Consider the following 14,959-nt stretch of genomic DNA (forward strand, 5'->3'; position numbering starts at 1 on the left):
TTCGACCACACCGGGCAGCGTAGCCGATCGGCTATTGACCCCGGAATAGCCGATCGGCTAGCTTCGGTGTCTGGGCCGACCTTAGTCGCACGATGACGTGCGCTGGAAGGATGCACTGATGACCGACATCGGCACGACTCAGAATTCAGGACCGCTGCGAGTTGGGTTGCGGCGCACGGATGGTGAGTTGATTCTGTTGTGGACGCTGCCCGTCACGGTGATCATCTGGATCGCCGCCTTCCTGTTGTTTCCCGGCTTCAATCCGCCGATGTCGCCCACCATGTCGGCGGAGCAGGTTGCCGCGTTCTACCGCGATCCGGCGCATCTCCCCGAAATCCGGTACAGCATGATCATTTTGAACTGGTTCGGGGTGTGTCTCGTCCCGATCCTGGCGCTGATCGTGATGCAGATCCGGCGAATGGCGCATCGCACGCCGATCTTCTCTTACGCGATGCTGGGTTGCGCGGCCGGCGGTCCGACGCTGTTCCTGGTCGCCGACGTCTGCTGGCTGCTGGCCGCTTTTCGTCCGGAGCGAAGTCCCGAGCTGACGCAATTGCTCAATGATTTCGCGTGGATCACCTTCACCGTCCTGGTTCCCTTCCTGATCGGGCAGAGCGTGATCCTGGCGCTGGCAATCTATTTCGACGATCAGCCGCAGCCGGTCTTCGGCCGCTGGGTCGCCCGCTTCAACCTGCTCGTCGCCGCAGCCCTGGTGCCGGCGGCCTTCGCCGGCGTGACGTTGTCCGGCCCGCTGGCGTGGGACGGTGTGCTGTCGTTCTGGGTGAAGAACCTCGCAATCGGTGTCTGGATCGTCGTGATGGGCGTCGTCCTGGGACGGGCGGTGTATCGGGAGCGCGCCGAGAAAGACTCGGTCGCAACAGAACCGGGCAGCGCGTGAGCGTCGCAACGAGCCTGCGGCAGAACCCGAAGCGCGAGCTGTGGCTGGCCTGGTGGACCCAGATCGTGTTCTACAACGTCTTCTTCCCGGTGTTCTTCATCGTGGCGCAGGTGCAGCCGCCGCCGCAGCCCACCTGGGACCTCGCGACCCAGGTCCACTGGTTCGAAGAACGCCGCCTGGGGATACCCATCGGGTTCGGCATCATTTTTGTGATCACCGGAATGACCGCAATCAACAACGCTCTGATCGCTTACTCGATGCGACGTATGTCGGTCAGCCGCATCTTCGGATACTCGTACCTGGTCATCTACTCGCTCGCCGCGGTACCCGGCATGCTGCTGCTCTGCATCGCGCTCATCGCCGGAACGTTGCGCCCCGGCCGGGACCCCAGGGTGCTCGGCTGGCTCTACGACTTCGCCTTTCTGTCCTTCGACGGAACCATGGGGGTGTTCCTGATCGGCTCGCTGATCTGGATGGTCGCGATCCTGATCGACAACAACCGGGTATTCCCCAAATGGTTCGGCTACCTCAATCTGTGCAATGCGCTCACCGAGGTGGTCGTCGCGCCCTGCTGGATCTTCGGACGCGGTGTCTTGGCCTGGAACGGGCAGATCGCCTGGTGGCTGGACATGGTCGTATTCGGGATCTACCAAGTGACTTTCATCGTCATGCTTTTTCAGCTGATCCGGCGTGAAGACTTTGGCACGGGCCCGCTGCCGGACCTGCCCACGAAGAGAGTGGCCGCGTCGTGACGGACTCCACCGGGAAGGCCGGGCGCACGACCGCCGTGCCGGGGCAGCCGGACATGTGGGCTTTTGTTCTGTTCGAGACATTGATATTCACCGCATATTTCGGCTTCTACCTCTTCTACCGCGCCAGAAGCCCAGCATTGTTCCTGCAGTCTCAGGCTCATCTGGATCTGCGCGTCGGGGTGCTCAACACCCTTGTCCTGCTGCTGAGTTCGTGGTCGGTGGCGCGGTGCGTTCAGTCTGCGCGGGCTGGCGCCCACCGGGCGGCACTGCGCGACGCCGTCCTCACAGCCGCATTCGCCGGGGTCTTCCTGCTCTTCAAGGTCGTGGAATGGGCCCGCCTGGTGCAGACGGGAAACGGCTTGGACAGCAACGACTTCTTCACGTACTACTTCTTCCTCACCGGCATCCACTTCGTGCACCTGCTGATCGGTTTCGTCGCCCTCGGCGTCATCGTTTACCGGCTGCGGGGCGCCAGGCGTGGCACCGGTGAATCCCAGGTGCTGATCGAGACGGCCGCGACGTACTGGCACACAGTCGATTTCCTGTGGGTGCTCATCTTCGCAATGCTGTATGTGGTGAGGTGAGCGGTGAAATTCAATAGAAGGCTTCTTGTTGTCTGGTTGGTGCTGGCCGCTCTGACGGTGAGCTATCTGTGGATCGACCATTCGGCAAACGGATCCCTACGATCCAACGTGGTGGTCACCTGTGGCGTCATCGTCATCGCACTGGTCAAGGTGCGCATCATCTTTCGCGAGTTCATGGAGGTCAGGCAGGCCCCGGCCCTGCTCTGCCGGCTGACCGACGCCTGGGTGCTGCTGATCGCCGCGGGATTGTTCGGCAGCTACTTCGTGGGGTTGGCGTTGAGCTGAGGGTTATTGCGGGGTGAACGTAAGGTGCAGTTGGTTGAGCCCCCGCAGGATGTACGTCGGCTCATAGGTGTACCGGCGGGCGTCGGCGGGGCCGTGCTCGGTCTCATCGATCCCGATGTCGGCCATGCGGTCCAGAATGCGCTCGATGGATACCCGGCCCTCCACCCGGGCCAGCGGACCACCCGGGCAGGAGTGCACACCACGCGCGAAAGCCATGTGCTCCCGTACGTTTTTGCGGTCGATCTGGAACTCGTGCGGATTGTCGAACCGGCGCGGGTCGCGGTTGGCCGCTCCCGGTAGCACCATCACCACGGTGCCGGCGGGAATGTCTACCCCGCCCACCTGAGTGGCCCGGCGGGCCAGTCGCGAGTCGCTCTTGACCGGGCTCTCCATCCGCAACGATTCTTCGATGAACCCGGGTATCAGGCTGCGGTCGTCGCGCAGTTGCCGCTGGATGTCCGGCCGGTCGCCGATCACCTGCAACGCGGCGCTGAGCAGCTTGGCCGTGGTCTCCTGCCCGGCGGCGAAAAGGAAGGTGGCCGAACGTACTACGTCGATGACTTCGGGCGTCGACCCGTCCGGGTACTTGGCGGTGGCCAGCGCGGTCAGCACGTCGTCGCGCGGGTGTGCGCGCCGGTCCTCGATGTAGGAGGAGAATTTGTCGTCGAGAAACTCCAACGGGTTGATACCCACCGACTCGTGGTCAAGTGCCCCCACCCGTCCCGGGCGGTCAGCGCCGAGGACGACCCGGAACTCCTTGTGGTCCTCCTCGGGAACACCGAGCAGATCGGCAATCACCAACGTCGCGAACGGCTTTGAATACTCCCCAATGAACTCGCAGCGGCCGTTGACCAGGAACTCGTCGAGTTGACGGTCGGCGAGGCGCCACATGAACTCCTCGTTCTGCTTGAGTCGGCTCGGAGTCAGCAGCCGGCTCAGGATCGACCGGGCGCGGCTGTGGTCGGGCGGGTCCATGGTGACCATGTGCTCGTACATCGGGAAGCTGGTGCGGTGCGCGTCGATCTGGGCGTTGATGTCGTCGCCCTCGGGTGTGAACGGGAGCGGGGGGAAAGGACCGCCCAGCGCAACACAATTCGAGAAGGACTCGGTGTCTTTGTAGACGGCGGTCGCCTCTGCGTGCCCTGTCACGGCAACGACCCCGTGATGGGGAAGCTTCAGCACCGGGTTGCAGCTACGCAGATAGTCGAAATACGGATACGGATCGGGAACCAGTGACGGATCGGTGAAAAAGTCGATGGTGTCGTACTCGGTCATGTTTTCGCGTGCCTCCTGGAGCCGGGCCTGCGTGGCGCCGATGCTGAGTCGGCGACGAGAGCTGGCGCCGCCCGAATGAGATGCTTTGCTGAGCACTTGCTTAGCATGACGGTAATGTCAGGGTCAAGGTTGCGCGGCCGGCCCGGCCGGGTCCGGTGACTACGATCGGCGTGACCGCCAGGTGAGTGCGCAGAGTACGGAGTACAGCGATGACATCGGCCCGCAGGATCGGGGCGCCGGACGCGAAGAATCGCGGGCTGCTGCTCGACGCGGCCGAAAAGCTGATGCTTGAAGAGGGCTACGCCGCAGTGACTTCGCGGCGGCTGGCCGGCGAGGCGGGACTCAAGCCGCAGCTGGTGCATTACTACTTCCGCACGATGGAGGAGCTTTTCCTGGCTGTTTTTCGGCGCCGGGCCGAGGAGGGACTGCAGGCGCAGAGCCGGTTGTTGCAGTCGCCGCAGCCCCTGTGGGCGCTGTGGAAGTTCGGTTCCGACCCCGGTTTCGCCCGGATTTCGATGGAGTTCATGGCGCTGGCGAATCACCGCAAGGAAATGCGGGCCGAAATCGCCTACTACGCCGAACGTTTCCGCGAGGAGCAGCGTCGCGCGGTGTCGGCTGCGTTGCAGCGTTACGCGGTCGACACCGACGATGTGCCGCCGATGGTTTGGACCGTGTTCATGACCAGTCTGTCGCGGTTCTTGGTTCTCGAGCAGGCGCTGGGAATGTCGGATGGTCACGCCGAGACGACGGAGTTCGTCGAGCGGCACCTGCGCCGTCTGGAAGGCGAACCGAGGGCGGACATGTTCGGCGGTGCAGCGGCTCACCAGGTCCGTAGCGAACAAAGCACGCCCTTGTCCCCGTCCTTGGACACCACGACGTTGCCGTCCACCGACACTGTGCAGTGAAACCCGGGCGCACCGGGTTGCCGCCCGGTGCTGACGCTGACCATCGCCCAGGCGTCGGGGTTGATGAGCATCACCTGCTGGGTCCACGGCCTGCCGGGGGCGATGTCGGCCTGGATGTTCGGTGTGAACGTGTAGGGATTGTGGCTGTAGTCGGAGAACTTGCTCGGGTCTTGATCCTGGTAGTAGATATCGGCGTAGATCGGGTTCTTGGCCGAGATGGTGTAGACGACCTGATGCATGGGCGGGTCGTCGTCGGCGTGGGCCGGGGCGGGGCGCAGCAGCCCGACAAGCAGCGGCGATATGGCCAGGACTGCGAGTTTCGTTGCGGTACTTGTCATATCGCTCCTCCGGCTGCTGGGCGCGGATTGGCTGTGCGGTTCATGACCCGCTCTGCGGCTTGCCAGTGCGCGTCTGCCACCCACAGCCGTGCAAATGATGCTATCGCCTCATCAGCGGAAACTCCGCTGATTACCCGCTTTATCTCGGCGGCGGGACGGCGGGCCAACGACGTGGCGACCGCGCGCCATCCCTTGTCGGGAGTGTCGAAGGATGCCCGCGGCAGCACGACGTCCACCAGGCCGATCCGTTCGGCATCGGCGGCGTCGAGCGCAGTTCCGCTGCCCGCCAACAACAGTGCCCGGCTCTTGCCGACCAGCGCGGCCAGGCGCTCGGCCCCGCCCCACGCCGGCATGATCTCCAACTGCACCTGATTGAACGCGATTCTGATGTCGTCGGCGGCAACCCGGATGTCCGCTGCCACGGCGACTTCGGCGCCACCGCCGAAGGCGTGACCGTTAAGCGCGGCGATCACCGGAGCGGGGAACGACGCGATCTGATCGCACACGGCCCGCATTCGTCTCGCCATCGCCGCGGCGGCCTCTTCGGTGCGCAGGGCGCTGAGTTCCTTGAGGTCACCGCCGGATACGAACGCCCGGTCGCCGGCGCCCTTGATGACCAGAGCGCGGGCGCCGGTGGCCGAGTGCAGGGCCCGCTCGAGCTGCCCCATGGTCTCCAGCGCGATGGCGTTGCGCGCGTGCGGCCGATCGATGGTGAGTACGGCCACCCCCGTGCCGAGCTCATCGAATTCCAGCTCGACCATGGGTGATCACTCCTTGGGGCGCGAGAACGGCGATATTGGCATTCTCGTCCACGGAGAATAGCATCATCGGTGCAGGTCCCGAAGTTGACAGAAGTTGTTTCAGGGGGTGCCAGGTGCAGAACCGAATCGCAGCAGTCATCGCGGCGGTGTCCGTGGTGGCCGCACTCGCAGCCTGCAGCACGCCGTCCCAGGGCCAGCTCGCCAGTACGGCGACCGTGAATATCAATGGCACCGAAGTGCGGCCCGATCTGGTCAGGTGCTACCAGCAGGAGTGGTACCGGACAATCGCTCTGGGCAACGACGAGTCTGGAGCCACGGCCATCCTGGACCAGCGTCAACACCCGGCGACCACTATCTCCGTGCGCTTTCACAATCTGGGTGGGTTCACCGGCACCACCACGGCCGCGCCCGGCGGCGGTGGCGCTGCCGCCACCCGTTTCGACGGCAGCAACTTCGTCATCAGCGGTACCGCCAATGGCGCCACCACCGCGAAGCCGAACGAGGCGGCGACGGTGGATTTCAAGATCAAAGCCACCTGCTGAGCGTTCCCCCGCGTGCTGCGCGCACACCCTGTCGCGCCACCCCGTCGTTGCGCACGCCCAGCGGAGAGAATAGTATTCTCACAAAACGCGAAGGAGGATTTCATGGGGCAGCTGTCGCACCGGGAAGACGTCCCGTTCCCGCTCTTTGACGCGGACAATCACCTCTACGAGCCGCCGGAAGCGCTGACCAAATTCCTGCCCAAGGAGTACAAGGACTACGTCCAGTACGTGCAGATCAACGGGCGCACCAAGATCGCGTTGCGCGGGGTGATCAGTAACTACATTCCCAACCCGACATTCGAGGTCGTCGCCCGGCCGGGCGCCTGGGAGGAGTACTTCAAGTACGGCAACCCGGACGGCAAGACCAAACGCGAGCTGTTCGGCGAACCGATGCGCGCGATCCCGGCGTTCTTCGAGCCCGGTCCGCGTCTGGAGAAGATGGACGAGCTGGGCCTGGATCGCACCCTGATGTTCCCGACGCTGGCCAGTCTGATCGAGGAGCGGCTGCGCGACGACCCGGTCGCCATCCATGTGCTCATCCACGCGCTGAACCAGTGGCTCGACGAGGTTTGGGGCTTCAACTACCAGAACCGCATCTTCACCACCCCGGTCATCACCCTGCCCATTGTGGAGAAGGCGATCGAGGAGCTGGAGTGGGTGGTCAAGCGTGGTGCGCGCTGCATCCTGATCCGCCCGGCTCCGGTCCCCGGATTCCGCGGTCCGCGGTCGTTCGCGCTGCCCGAGTTCGACCCGTTCTGGGAGCGGGTCGTCGAACACGACCTGCTGGTCGGCATGCATTCCAGCGACAGCGGCTACTCCCGTTACACCTCGGAGTGGGACGGCGCCGACCAGGAGATGCTGCCGTTCCAGACCAACGCGATGGGCATCCTCAACGAGTGGCGGCCCATCCAGGACGCGGTGGGCTCGTGGGTGATTCACGGCGCGCTCTACCGCCACCCCAAGCTCAAGGTCGCGATCGTCGAGGCCGGGTCGAAGTGGATGACCCCACTGCTGGACGGCCTGGCCGAGGTCTTCCGCAAGGCTCCCGAAGCCTTCCCGAGCGATCCCGTCGAGACCGTCAAGAACCGGATCTACGTCAGCCCGTTCTTCGAGGAGGGCATCGACGATCTGATCAATCTCGTCGGCGTGGACCAGGTGCTGTACGGCTCGGACTGGCCACACCCGGAGGGGCTGGCGGAGCCGACGTACTACATCAACGCGCTGTCACACCTGCCCGTTGAGTCGCAGGCGAAGATCATGGGCGGAAACCTCGGTCGGCTCGTCACGGTGTGACGAGCCACCCGGCCAAGCAAACCTGGCGGACCATCCCCGAGATGGTCTTGAGCGCGGCGGACCGGTTCGGCGACGCCGAAGCGGTCGTGGACGGCGCGCTGCGCTACACCTTCGCCGAAATCGTTGAGCGGATTCGCTGCGCCGCAGGCGCTTTCGCTGGTTTCGGCATCGGCAAGGGGGACCGGGCGGCGATTTGGGCGCCCAACTCGATGGAGTGGATCGTCGCGGCGTTCGGTCTGCTCACCGCCGGCGGCGTGCTGGTGCCGGTCAACACCCGATTCAAGGCCGATGAAGCCGGGGACATCATCACCCGCAGCGGGGCCCGCGCGGTGCTCGTTCAGCAGGGTTTTCTGGGGCAGGAATACGGCGCTCCGGCGGATGTCCCCGTGATCGATCTGAAGTCTGATTTCCTTTCCAGCGGTTCACCTTTCGAGCGCGAGATGAACGGCACCGACATCTCCGACATCATCTTCACCTCGGGCACGACGGGCCGTCCGAAGGGCGCGATGATGAATCATCGCCAGACGCTGCGGATGTACGACGAATGGGCGACGCTGGCGGACCTGCGTGAGGGCGATCGTTACCTGCAGATCAATCCGTACTTCCACACGTTCGGCCTGAAGGCCGGACTGGTCACGTCCTTCCTGCGGGGCGCGACGATGTTGCCGGTAGCAGTGTTCGACGTCGACTCGGTGGTGGATCTCATTGAGCGCGAACGGGTCACGATGCTGCCCGGCCCGCCGACGCTGTATCACTCGTTATTGACGGTTTCCGACAAATCCCGGCTGTCGACGTTGCGTGCAGGGGTGACCGGAGCGGCGGACATCCCCGTCGAACTCGTCCGTCGCATCCACGGCGAGTTGCCGTTTCAGACGTTGATGACCGGCTACGGCCTCACCGAGGCCGGCAATGTGACGTTGTCCCGGCCCGGTGATTCCTTCGAGGATGTGGCCACGACGGCCGGACTGCCCTGTGCGGGGGTCGAGGTGCGTACCGGCGAGGACGGCGAGGTTCTGGTGCGCGGTTACGGCGTCATGCAGGGCTACCTCGACGACCCCGCCGCGACCGCGGAGGCGATCGATGCCGACGGCTGGCTGCACACCGGAGACCTGGGCAATTTCGATGAAACCGGTCGGCTGCGCATCGTCGGGCGCAAGAAGGACATGTTCATCGTCGGCGGCTTCAACGCCTACCCGGCCGAGATCGAAGGGTTGCTCATGGGCCATCCGGCGGTGGCTCAAGCGGCCGTCATCGGTGTGCCCGACGAGCGGCTCGGCCAGATCGGTAAGGCTTTCATCGTCCGGAAGAGTCCGGTCGAGGCAACGGAACTGATCGACTGGTGCCGGCAGCACATGGCGGGATTCAAGGTGCCCCGGACGGTGGAGTTCCTCGAGTCGCTGCCGCTCAACGCGACCGGCAAGGTAGTGAAGGACCTACTTCGTTAGCGGGCGGAGCGACGGACCGGGCGGAGTGGTGGTTCTCGCCGTCGGCGCCCTCAGCCGCCGATGACCTTGCGGTAGCTGCGGGGTCCGTCGTAGTCGTTGACCGCGAAATGCCACGCGGCCTGGTTGTCCCAGGTGACGAAATCACCAGGCTTCCAACCGAATCCGACCGTGAAATTGGGTGAGGCCGCGTGTGCCAGAAGAAACGGCAGCAGCGCTTGGCTTTCGGCCGGTTCGATGCCGGTCAGGCGGATCGCGGACGAACTGAGGAAGAGCCCCTTGCGGCCGGTGTGACGGTGCCGGCGCACCACCGGGTGTTCTGTCGTGTCGCTTACCGGGGGCCGGTGAGACGTACCGTCACCGGGATAGGCGGAGTGCACGGCGCTCACCGACTCGAGGAGTTCCTTGAACGGCTCGGAAAGCGCGTCGTAGGCGGCCTGTAAGTCGGCCCAGAGCGTGTGGCCGCCCACCTCTGGCACCGCCTGATAGGTCAGCGACTCGATAGCGAAGGGTGGGTTGCGCCACGTGCCGCCCACGTGCCACGTCGCTGCGCTGCCGGATTTCGCCAGGTCGAACACGTACACGAACCGATTGCGCTGATCGCGGTGCAGCCACAGCGGATGGTCGAACGGCTCATCGAATAGCCGCACGGCTTCAACATGCTCGTTGGGCGACAGGTGCTGATTGCGCAGGACGAGGACCTTGTAACGCCAGAAGTCCTCGCGGAGTGCCTCGGCGATCGACTCGTCGATGCCCTCGGCCAGGTCGACTCCGACGACCTCGGCCCCGAGCACCGGACTGGCCGGCACGATCCGATAGGGGGCGGTGTGGGTTCTCGTCATCTGCGTCCCCTTTGGCCCCCGCAACAACGGCTACCCATGCAAGGCAACCACCGGCGGCGGGGTAGTGGAATGGTTACGATCCAGCTGCGCCGATGCCGACGATGTCGGCTGCGTCAGCGAAATCCGAACTGACCCTTGGTGTTCGAAACTCCGGCGGTTTCACCGCCGCGGGCCCGCATCGTCGGGGCCGGGCAGCGGAACGTCGGGTAGGGAATGAAGTGAGGAGGCGCTCGGTTCGTTCTTACCGTATGAAATTCTTGCTGATCACGCTGATCACACATCTCCCGGACCCGGTGTCCGGTGAGAAGAAGAGTCCTGCGGCCCGGCTGCGCGACGTCGTCGACAAAGCGGTGCTTGCCGAGGATCTGGGATTCGACGGATTCGCAGTGGGGGAGCGGCACGAGGACCCGTTCATCTCATCTTCCCCGCCGGTGGTGCTGAGCAACATCGCGGCCCGCACGTCGAAGATCGGGTTGTTCACCGCGGTCACAACGCTGAGCCTGCTGGATCCGGTCCGGGCGTTCGAGGACTATTCGACACTGGACAATCTGTCCGGCGGCCGTCTGGAGCTGATCATCGGAAAGGGTAATGGTGCGGCACAGGCCGAACTTTTTCACGTGACCACCGCCGATCAATGGGACCGTAATCGCGAAGGGTACGAGCTGTTCCGGCTCCTCTGGGGCAGCGAGCACGTGACGTGGTCCGGTCGTTTTCGTCCGCCGCTTGCCGACGCGAAGACGCTTCCCCGGCCGTTGCAGGACCGCATCCGCATCTGGCATGGCAGCGCGACCAGCAAGAGTTCCGTCGACCTCGCCGCGAGACACGGTGACCCGATCTTCTCCGCGAACGTCAGCAACCCCGTCGAGCCCTACGCCGAACTGGTGCGGCATTACCGGCAGCGCTGGGAGTTTCACGGGCGCCGCCCCCAGGACGCACTGGTGGGTGCTGGGACCGCCGGCTTCTACGTCGCTTCGACGTCGCAGGAAGCGGTGAACCGTTACCGGCCGATCTTCGAGGCGCGCCTTGCGGTGCAGCGGCGCGCCGGAATGCCGGCCGAGTTCGACTCGATCGAAGACTTCATCGAACGGAGCTCGGCCTTGGTCGGCAGCCCCGAGCAGGTGATTGACACGGTGGGTCGTTACCACGAGCAGCTGGGTCACGAAGTGATTCACCTCAGCGCGGATGCTGACGGCCTGACACCCAGTCAACAGCGCAGCAGTCTCGAGCTCTTTCAATCCGACGTGGCGCCCATTCTCCGCGAGCGCATTCCGAGTCGCCCTCTCAGTGCACAGCTGGCCTCGGAATCATCAGAACCATCTGAATCATCGTCAGACATCACTCAGGTCAGGCCGATCGCCCCGGCCGGGAAGGAGCAGCTGGGATGACCACCGTTGCCGACAACGCTGCGGAGATCTTCGAAAGGGAGTGGAAGCACTGGCACACCGAACGCGAACGCTATTTCAGTGATCCGCTGGGTTGGGTGAGCCTGACCGGCTTGTACTGGCTCACCGACAGATTCGAGAACGTCGCCGACCTTCCTGGTCGGTGGCGCGCGGACGCCGATGCCGTGTACGTCGAGGGCCTAGACGGCACCAACAGGCTGGAACCTGTCGAAGGGGCGCCGGGATTGCTCGTCGATGCCGGTGAGCGCCGCATCGAAGTCATTCGGCGAACCGGCTCGGCCGCGTTGCGAGTGCACGATCCGAAATCCCCGCATCTGAAGGATTACCGGGGCATTCCCACCTATGCCCCCGGCCGGGAATGGGTAGTGACAGGCACTTTCACCCGGTATGCGCACCCCGAGGCGGTCACGACGGGCGCGGTCGTCGAAGGACTCGAGCACCACCTCAACGCCGTGGGCGTCATTGACTTCGAACTAGCTGGCGTTGCTTTGAGACTCGTCGCCTTCGGAGCGGCGGATGGTGCGTTGCACGTCTTGTTCACCGACGCGACAAGCGGCGTGACCACCTACCCCGCCGCCAGATCCCTGTTGATTCCTGCGCCGGCCGCCGACGGCAAGGTCACGCTCGACTTCAATCGGGCAGCGAATCTGCCATGCTCGTTCACCGACTACGCGACGTGCCCGGTCGCGCCGGCCGAGAACAGGCTGCCAGTCGCGATCGAAGCGGGTGAGAAGAACCCGCGGTAGCGACGCATCCGAGGTTGGCCCCGTCGCCGCCCCGCATGGTCGCCTAGTGGTCTCTGATCGAACTGGGCTGCGAAAATCATCGGAACTGAGAATGCTATTTCCACAGAACAGACTGCATTTCTGAGCTCCTCGGCCGACGGGTGCACCCACTGCGGGAACGAAAAGTGATAATCTCCCTCTCCGTGGGTTGTCGACGGAAGTGGTCGCACACCGCCGCATTTGTCGTCGCCAGTGATGGTGCCGAGTAGGGTTGGCCAACGGCGACCCCCGTGGCATCCCGCACGGCATCGGATCAGCGCTCCGATGTCCGATACCGTCGGCAGAGACACACCATTGTGTCGCCGACGGGCAAGCGGCAGAGGAGTTCAGATTGAGTGACGAGCGGCCTTGTTCTCACGCGCGTGAGCGGGCCTGGACCGTGCCTGCCGGCACGCTGACACGAAATCAGGCCGGGTGAAAAAAGGAGACACGCCGCACACGGCCGCCGAGATCCGGTCTCTCGCCGACCAGGCCGAGGCCGAGGCCGCCGAAGCTGAAGCTCTTGCCGCTGCCGCCCGTGCCCGCGCCCGGGCCATCAGGTTGCGTCGCGAGGCTGAACTCGCCGAAACCAAAAAGCCTGCCGAGGAAGACATCAGCGAAGCTGCCGCGGCCCAGGATGAGAAAGACGAAGCCGCGCCGACGGAATCGGTTGTCAGCGAGCAGGCCTCGCAGGACGAGCCGCAAGACACCGAATCCGCGGAGGAATCAGAGGAAGCCGGGACCGAGGCCGATTCCGCGGAGGCTGACGAGGATTCGCTGGAAACCGAAGAGTCCGAGGCGGGCCGACGGTGGCCGGGCCGCCCGAAATTGTCCGCGATTGCCGCCGTGCTGGCCGTCCTCGTATCGCTCGTCGCCGTGGGTGCCGGCGTGGAAATGGCGGTACTGCACAAGCACGCGGTGCGAGAGCGTCAGCAGGTGGCCGAGTACGCCGCAGCGGCGCGGCAGGGTGTGGTGACCTTGACGTCACTGGACTTTGAGCACGCGAAAGAAGGAGTGCAGCGCATCGTCGAAGTCTCCACGGGAACGTTCAAGGACGACTTTCTCAAGATGGCCGATGATTTCACCAACGTCGTCGAACAGTCGAAGGTGGTCTCGCAGGGTTCTGTCCAAGCCGCCGCGGTGGACCTGGATTCGATGACCGACAACTCAGCGGTGGTGCTGGTAGCCAGCACATCGGAAGTCACCAACGCGGCTGGCGCCAAACAGGATCCGCGCAAGTACCGGCTGATCGTGACCATGACACGAGACGGTGGACAGCTCAAAATGTCGAAAGTCGAGTTCGTCCCGTGAGTCCCAAGAAATCGACGACGGCTGAGGCCACCGAAGAGTCGGAGGCCATCGGGAAGTCGGACGAGCCGCGGGCCGGGCGATTCAGGGGCTTGACCGAACGGGTGAGGAAGCGGTCGTCTGGGAAGAGCAAGTGGTCGGGCAAGCTCGGTGCCGCCCTGGTGGCACTGGTTGTCGTGACCTCACTTTTGGTTCTGGGATTGTCGTTCTGGTTCTATTACCGCCCGGACCGCGCGGTCGACGCCGAGGCAGCCAAGTCGGCCATCGCGGCCGCCAGCGACGGAACGATCGCCATCCTCTCGTATTCACCGGACACCCTCGACCGCGATTTCTCCAGCGCACGATCTCATCTGACGGGTGACTTTCTCTCCTACTACGACCAATTCACCCAGCAGATCGTCGCACCGGCCGCCAAGCAGAAGGCGGTGAAGACGACTGCCGTGGTGTTGCGCGGCGCGCTTACGGAGTTCCATCCTGAATCGGCCACCGTGCTGCTGTTCATCAACCAGAGCACGCAGAGCCGCGACCGCCCGGAGCCGACGACGACGTCCAGCAGCGTGCTGGTCACGCTGACGAAAGCCGATGGGAAGTGGCTCATTTCGCAGTTCAATCCGGCTTAAGGAGTGCGATGACCGACGGCGACATTCACTCGATGGTGATCGCGTCGGACTACCGGATCCCGGATCCGACGCGGGTGTGGCCGTTGCTCGAGCGAAACAAGGCGGCTCTGGCGGACATCGGCGCACACCACGTCCTGGTCTATGTCTCGACGCACGACTACGGCCGCGTCCTGGTCATGATCGGCGTGCACAGCCGCGAGCCGATCGTGGAGTTGCTGCGCTCACGGGTGTTCTTCGACTGGTTCGACGAGGCCGGTGTCGAGGACATACCGGCGGTGTTCGCCGGGGAGATCGTCGAAAGATTCATCACCACCCCGCCCGCCGCACCCAAGGCTCCGGGAGTAGTGCTGGCCGCATTCGCATCGGTAGACGACGTGTCCGCCCTCACCGCCCGGGTCGGGCACGCGATGGACCGATTCTCCTCAGCTGGTGTCCGAAAGACGTGGGTGTTCCAGGCTTTTGACGATTCCCACGAAGTGCTGATCCTGCAGGAGTTTCCCGACGAGGAAAGTGCGCGTCAGTGGATCGATCACCCGGACGCGACCGCCCAATGGATGGGGGGCGGTGCGGGGGTGGGCGCTTACCCGCCGTTGTTCGTCGGCCGCTATTTCGACATGATGCGGATCGACGTGGAGTGATCGGACCACTCGATGTTCGTGTGCCTGTGTAACGGCATCACCAGCCAGATGGTGGCCGATGCCGTGGCGGCTGGGGCGGCAACCACGAAGCAGGTCGCCGCAGCCTGCGGCGCGGGGGCCGACTGCGGTCGCTGTCGACGCACCGTCCGGGCCATCATCACGTCGCGCACCGCGGACCGGCCTGCCGAAGGCATGACACCGCCGTGTTGCCGCGGCCACGGCTCCTGATCTCCCTGCCGGGGCTTACGCAAAATTTAGAAATTCTGTTCACGCCGGATAGTTGACACGCCCGGATGTGTCCGCAATTCT

The 14,959-nt window shown here is 64.4% G+C and carries 18 protein-coding genes; 14 read left to right on the forward strand and 4 right to left on the reverse strand.

The window, feature by feature from the left end:
* Positions 1-118 precede the first annotated feature (118 nt).
* The 4 genes from AO501_RS26660 to AO501_RS26675 are packed head-to-tail and all read left to right on the forward strand — an operon-like array spanning position 119 to position 2,519.
* Complete coding sequence (locus tag AO501_RS26660; RefSeq protein WP_055580664.1) at positions 119-898, forward strand: hypothetical protein; 780 nt, start codon at positions 119-121, stop codon at positions 896-898.
* Positions 895-1,650: a hypothetical protein gene (locus AO501_RS26665; RefSeq protein WP_055580572.1), complete on the forward strand. Its 756-nt coding sequence runs from the start codon at positions 895-897 to the stop codon at positions 1,648-1,650. The genes AO501_RS26660 and AO501_RS26665 overlap by 4 nt, the downstream gene beginning before the upstream one ends.
* A 53-nt stretch (positions 1,651-1,703) precedes the next feature.
* Positions 1,704-2,234, forward strand: coding sequence for a cytochrome c oxidase subunit 3 (locus AO501_RS26670; protein ID WP_055580665.1), 531 nt, complete (start codon positions 1,704-1,706; stop codon positions 2,232-2,234).
* A 3-nt stretch (positions 2,235-2,237) separates the two neighbouring features.
* Positions 2,238-2,519: a cytochrome C oxidase subunit IV family protein gene (locus AO501_RS26675; RefSeq protein ID WP_055580573.1), complete on the forward strand. Its 282-nt coding sequence runs from the start codon at positions 2,238-2,240 to the stop codon at positions 2,517-2,519.
* Between the two features lie 3 nt (positions 2,520-2,522).
* Here AO501_RS26675 and AO501_RS26680 read toward each other — a convergent pair whose 3' ends face one another.
* Positions 2,523-3,794 carry a cytochrome P450 gene (locus AO501_RS26680; protein WP_055580666.1) on the reverse strand — a complete coding sequence of 424 codons (1,272 nt, stop codon included), beginning with the start codon at positions 3,792-3,794 and terminating at the stop codon, positions 2,523-2,525.
* Positions 3,795-4,003: 209 nt separating this feature from the next.
* Between AO501_RS26680 and AO501_RS26685 the strand changes: the two genes are divergently transcribed.
* The gene (locus AO501_RS26685; protein WP_055580574.1) at positions 4,004-4,699 is read left to right on the forward strand and encodes a TetR/AcrR family transcriptional regulator; all 696 of its coding nucleotides are present in this window, start codon (positions 4,004-4,006) and stop codon (positions 4,697-4,699) included.
* Here the strand turns inward: AO501_RS26685 and AO501_RS36330 are convergent.
* Together AO501_RS36330 and AO501_RS26690 are read right to left on the reverse strand one after the other, a co-directional pair.
* Positions 4,615-5,037: a hypothetical protein gene (locus tag AO501_RS36330; RefSeq protein ID WP_082658854.1), complete on the reverse strand. Its 423-nt coding sequence runs from the start codon at positions 5,035-5,037 to the stop codon at positions 4,615-4,617. The genes AO501_RS26685 and AO501_RS36330 overlap by 85 nt on opposite strands.
* Complete coding sequence (locus AO501_RS26690; protein ID WP_055580575.1) at positions 5,034-5,798, reverse strand: enoyl-CoA hydratase/isomerase family protein; 765 nt, start codon at positions 5,796-5,798, stop codon at positions 5,034-5,036. Before AO501_RS26690 ends, AO501_RS36330 begins: the two co-directional genes overlap by 4 nt.
* 113 nt (positions 5,799-5,911) lie before the next feature.
* Between AO501_RS26690 and AO501_RS26695 the strand changes: the two genes are divergently transcribed.
* From AO501_RS26695 to AO501_RS26705, 3 genes are all read left to right on the forward strand, one after another.
* Complete coding sequence (locus tag AO501_RS26695) at positions 5,912-6,340, forward strand: lipoprotein LpqH (RefSeq protein ID WP_055580576.1); 429 nt, start codon at positions 5,912-5,914, stop codon at positions 6,338-6,340.
* 102 nt (positions 6,341-6,442) lie between these two features.
* Positions 6,443-7,633: an amidohydrolase family protein gene (locus AO501_RS26700; protein ID WP_055580577.1), complete on the forward strand. Its 1,191-nt coding sequence runs from the start codon at positions 6,443-6,445 to the stop codon at positions 7,631-7,633.
* A complete protein-coding gene (locus tag AO501_RS26705; RefSeq protein ID WP_082658856.1) occupies positions 7,630-9,078 on the forward strand; it encodes a FadD3 family acyl-CoA ligase in 1,449 nt (482 codons plus the stop codon). The genes AO501_RS26700 and AO501_RS26705 overlap by 4 nt, the downstream gene beginning before the upstream one ends.
* 50 nt (positions 9,079-9,128) lie before the next feature.
* Here the strand turns inward: AO501_RS26705 and AO501_RS26710 are convergent, their stop codons facing one another.
* A complete protein-coding gene (locus AO501_RS26710) occupies positions 9,129-9,917 on the reverse strand; it encodes a TauD/TfdA dioxygenase family protein (protein ID WP_055580578.1) in 789 nt (262 codons plus the stop codon).
* A 248-nt stretch (positions 9,918-10,165) separates the two neighbouring features.
* Between AO501_RS26710 and AO501_RS26715 the strand changes: the two genes are divergently transcribed.
* The 6 genes from AO501_RS26715 to AO501_RS26740 all read left to right on the forward strand — a co-directional run bounded on the left by AO501_RS26715 (position 10,166) and on the right by AO501_RS26740 (position 14,878).
* Positions 10,166-11,302, forward strand: a complete 1,137-nt coding sequence (locus AO501_RS26715) for an LLM class flavin-dependent oxidoreductase (protein ID WP_055580579.1) — start codon at positions 10,166-10,168, stop codon at positions 11,300-11,302.
* Positions 11,299-12,066 carry a DUF1684 domain-containing protein gene (locus tag AO501_RS26720; protein ID WP_055580580.1) on the forward strand — a complete coding sequence of 256 codons (768 nt, stop codon included), beginning with the start codon at positions 11,299-11,301 and terminating at the stop codon, positions 12,064-12,066. The genes AO501_RS26715 and AO501_RS26720 overlap by 4 nt, the downstream gene beginning before the upstream one ends.
* 453 nt (positions 12,067-12,519) lie before the next feature.
* Positions 12,520-13,395 carry a hypothetical protein gene (locus AO501_RS26725; RefSeq protein WP_231752616.1) on the forward strand — a complete coding sequence of 292 codons (876 nt, stop codon included), beginning with the start codon at positions 12,520-12,522 and terminating at the stop codon, positions 13,393-13,395.
* Positions 13,396-13,484: 89 nt separating this feature from the next.
* Positions 13,485-14,012, forward strand: coding sequence for a hypothetical protein (locus AO501_RS26730; RefSeq protein ID WP_055580668.1), 528 nt, complete (start codon positions 13,485-13,487; stop codon positions 14,010-14,012).
* A gap of 8 nt (positions 14,013-14,020) precedes the next feature.
* Positions 14,021-14,650 (forward strand): hypothetical protein, encoded by a 630-nt coding sequence (locus tag AO501_RS26735; protein WP_055580582.1) that lies wholly within the window; start codon positions 14,021-14,023, stop codon positions 14,648-14,650.
* Positions 14,651-14,662: 12 nt separating this feature from the next.
* Positions 14,663-14,878, forward strand: a complete 216-nt coding sequence (locus AO501_RS26740; protein ID WP_055580583.1) for a (2Fe-2S)-binding protein — start codon at positions 14,663-14,665, stop codon at positions 14,876-14,878.
* Positions 14,879-14,959: the final 81 nt, after the last annotated feature.

The organism is Mycobacterium gordonae (genome assembly GCF_001417955.2).
In the GTDB taxonomy this organism is placed as follows: Bacteria; Actinomycetota; Actinomycetes; order Mycobacteriales; family Mycobacteriaceae; genus Mycobacterium; species Mycobacterium gordonae_B.